Origin of the sequence: Dietzia sp. DQ12-76, assembly GCF_014145045.1 — a bacterium.
Taxonomy (GTDB): Bacteria; Actinomycetota; Actinomycetes; order Mycobacteriales; family Mycobacteriaceae; genus Dietzia.
The window spans coordinates 1-3006 of the sequence record NZ_JAALDV010000394.1; the positions used below are offsets into that span (position 1 = coordinate 1).

The 3006-nt window shown below is 67.7% G+C and carries 2 protein-coding genes; both read right to left on the reverse strand.

All coding sequences use genetic code 11. The features are described 5' to 3' along the window. Window positions 1-73: 73 nt before the first annotated feature. Window positions 74-1909 (reverse strand): acyl-CoA dehydrogenase, encoded by a 1836-nt coding sequence (locus tag G6019_RS13085; RefSeq protein WP_182627766.1) that lies wholly within the window; start codon window positions 1907-1909, stop codon window positions 74-76. A 153-nt stretch (window positions 1910-2062) separates the two neighbouring features. Further along, a partial coding sequence (locus tag G6019_RS13090) for a putative PEP-binding protein (RefSeq protein ID WP_304506205.1) occupies window positions 2063-3006 on the reverse strand: 944 nt, incomplete at its 5' end.

The following is a 3006-nucleotide window of genomic DNA, read 5'->3' on the forward strand; positions in this document are numbered from 1 at the left end:
GGGGGTGTGCGCTGTGTCGGGACCCGACACGACGCACACCCCCGGGGATCGCGGGGAGCGGCTCAGCGATGGATCAGAACGCGGCCTCGTCCAGCTCCATGAGCTCGCCGCCGAGGCCGGCGACGATGCCACGAGTGGCGGTGAGGAGCGGCAGCTCGTTGTTCGCGAACCACTTGGCGGCGGCGATCTTGCCGTTGTAGAAGGCGGTGTCGGCGTCCGACGCGCCCTCCAGCGCAGCCAGCGCCACCTCGGCGCCGACGAGCAGACGCCACCCCATCATGAGGTCACCGAACGCCATGAGCAGGCGGACCGAGGCGAGCCCGATGATGTACAGGTGCTTGGGGTCCTCCTGGGAGGCGAGGAGGTGGTCGAAGCAGGTGCCGACCATCGCCTCGACGTCGGCGAGAGCGGTCGCCAGTACCTCGCGCTCGGTGGCCAACTCGGCGGGACCCTCGGCCTCGATGTACTTCTTGATCTGTGCCGACACGTGCCCGATGGCGGTGCCGCGGTCGCGGGCGATCTTGCGGAAGAAGAAGTCCTGCGCCTGGATCGCGGTGGTGCCCTCGTACAGGGAGTCGATCTTGGCGTCGCGGATGTACTGCTCGATCGGGTAATCCTGGAGAAAGCCCGACCCGCCGAAGGTCTGCAGTGACTCGGTGAGCAGCTCGTATGCCCGCTCGGACCCGACACCCTTGACGATCGGCAGTAGTAGGTCGTTGACGCGGTGGGCGAGCTCGCCGTCCGCGCCCGAGACGCGCTGGGCGATCTCGACATCCTGGTGGGCGGCGGTGTACATGTACACCGCGCGCAGGCCCTCGGCGAACGCCTTCTGGCGGATGAGTGCTCGGCGCACGTCCGGGTGGTGCGTGATGGTCACGCGGGGCGCGTTCTTGTCGGCCATCTCGGCCATGTCGCCACCCTGCACGCGCTCCTTGGCGAATTCCAGTGCGTTGAGGTAGCCGGTCGACAGGGTGGAGATGGCCTTGGTGCCCACCATCATCCGGGCGTGCTCGATCACGTCGAACATCTGACGGATGCCCAGGTTGAGCTCCCCGTCGCCGACGATCCAGCCCTTGGCGGGCACTCCGTGTCCGCCAAAGGTCAGCTCGCAGGTGGTGGAGACCTTGATGCCCATCTTGTGCTCGACGCCGGTGACGAAGACGCCGTTGCGCTCGCCCAGTTCACCTGTCTCGAAGTCGAAGTGGAACTTGGGGACGAAGAACAGCGACAGTCCCTTGGTTCCCGGTCCGGCGCCCTCGGGGCGGGCCAGGACGAGGTGGAAGATGTTCTCGAACAGATCATCGGAATCCGCGGAGGTGATGAACCGCTTGACGCCCTCGATGTGCCAGCTCCCGTCGTCCTGCTTGACGGCCTTGGTGCGTCCGGCGCCCACGTCGGATCCGGCGTCGGGCTCGGTGAGCACCATCGTCGCGCCCCAGCCGCGCTCGACGCAGGTGGCGGCCCATTCCTTCTGCTCCTCGGTGCCGTTCTCGTAGAGCACGGCCGCGAAGGACGGTCCGGCGCCGTACATGAACGCGGGGGGGTTGGCGCCGAGCATCATCTCGCCGGTGGCCCACACCAACGCGCGGGGGGCGGGCATGCCGCCGAGGTCCTCCGGCAGCCCCATCGACCAGTAACCCGCCTCGTACCAGGCGCGGAAGGACTTCTTGAAGTCCTCCGGCAGGGAGACCGAGTGGGTCTCGGCGTCGAAGACCGGCGGGTTGCGGTCGGCCGACGAGAAGGACTCGGCGACCGGGCCCTCGGTGAGGGTCGCGACCTCGGAGAGGATTCCCCGGGCGGTGTCGGTGTCCATGTCGCCGAACTCGCCTGCGTCGAGTGCCTCGTTCATGCGCAGGACCTCGAACATGTTGAACTCGAGATCGCGGACGTTGCTCTTGTAGTGACCCATTACGGTCTTCTCCGATCGGAGTGCGGTGTCGTGGCAATGGAGGTGGCCGCGCGGGTCGGCGCCGATGTCCATGTGCTCACCGGAACCTACCCGTCGGTAACAAGACAGATGTTAGTGCGTTGTCAGCGATCCGTCCAAGGTGAGGAGAGTCTCTTATTTCGCAGGTGAGCGGCGTGTCGCCGATCGCGCCGCATCGAGCAGGATCGCCTTCTCGGCGCGTGCCACGGTCCGCCGGGTGATCTCGGCGTAGTCGGGTGTCACCGACACCGACGTCACTCCCCGGCGTACGAGATGCTCGGCCATCGCGGGGTCGGTTGACGCCGCCTGGCCGCACAGGGAGACGGTGAGCCCCGATTCGTGGCAGCGGTCGATGATCTGGTCGATGGACGCCAGTACCGCCGGGTCCATGGAGTCGAACAACTCCGCGCACACCTCGGAGTCGCGGTCCACGCCCAGGGTCAGCTGGGTGAGATCGTTGGACCCGATCGAGACGCCGTCGATGCCCATCGCCGCGTACTCGGGGATCCAGTGGACGACCGACGGGACCTCGGCCATGATCCACCGTTTGAGTCCCGGGTCGCGCCCCAGTGGGTGGCCGTCGATGATGTCCAGGCAGGCGCGGAGCTCCCACGCCGTGCGGACGAACGGGATCATCAGGTGCAGGTTGCGGTGCTTCTCGCGCACACGGGCCAGCGCATCCAGCTCGAGCCGGAACAGGTCCGGCTCCTTGGTGTACCGGAAGCATCCACGGTAGCCGATCATCGGGTTGCGCTCCTCGGCCTCGACCTCCCCGCCGAGCAGGCCACGGAACTCGTTCGAGCGAAGGTCGGTCGCGCGGTAGATCACGGGCCGGGGGTCGAAGGCCGCGGTGATCGTGGCGATCCCGGAAGCCATGCGGTCCACGTAGTCGTCCGTCCTCCCCTCGGCGATGAGTGTGCGCGGGTGGACACCCTCCAGTGCGCTCGTGATGAGGAACTCGGCGCGCAGCAGGCCGACGCCGTCCACGTCCATCGCGGCCACGCGGGCGGCGGCGTCGGGGGTCGCGAGGTTGACGTACACCGCGGTCGCGGTGACCTCGCGCGTCCGTGCCTCGGGGG

What these genes read in the sequence shown, in the direction of transcription:
- G6019_RS13085 (WP_182627766.1), bottom strand. Translation starts at nt 1,909, where the DNA reads ATGGGTCACTACAAGAGCAACGTCCGCGATCTCGAGTTCAACATGTTC.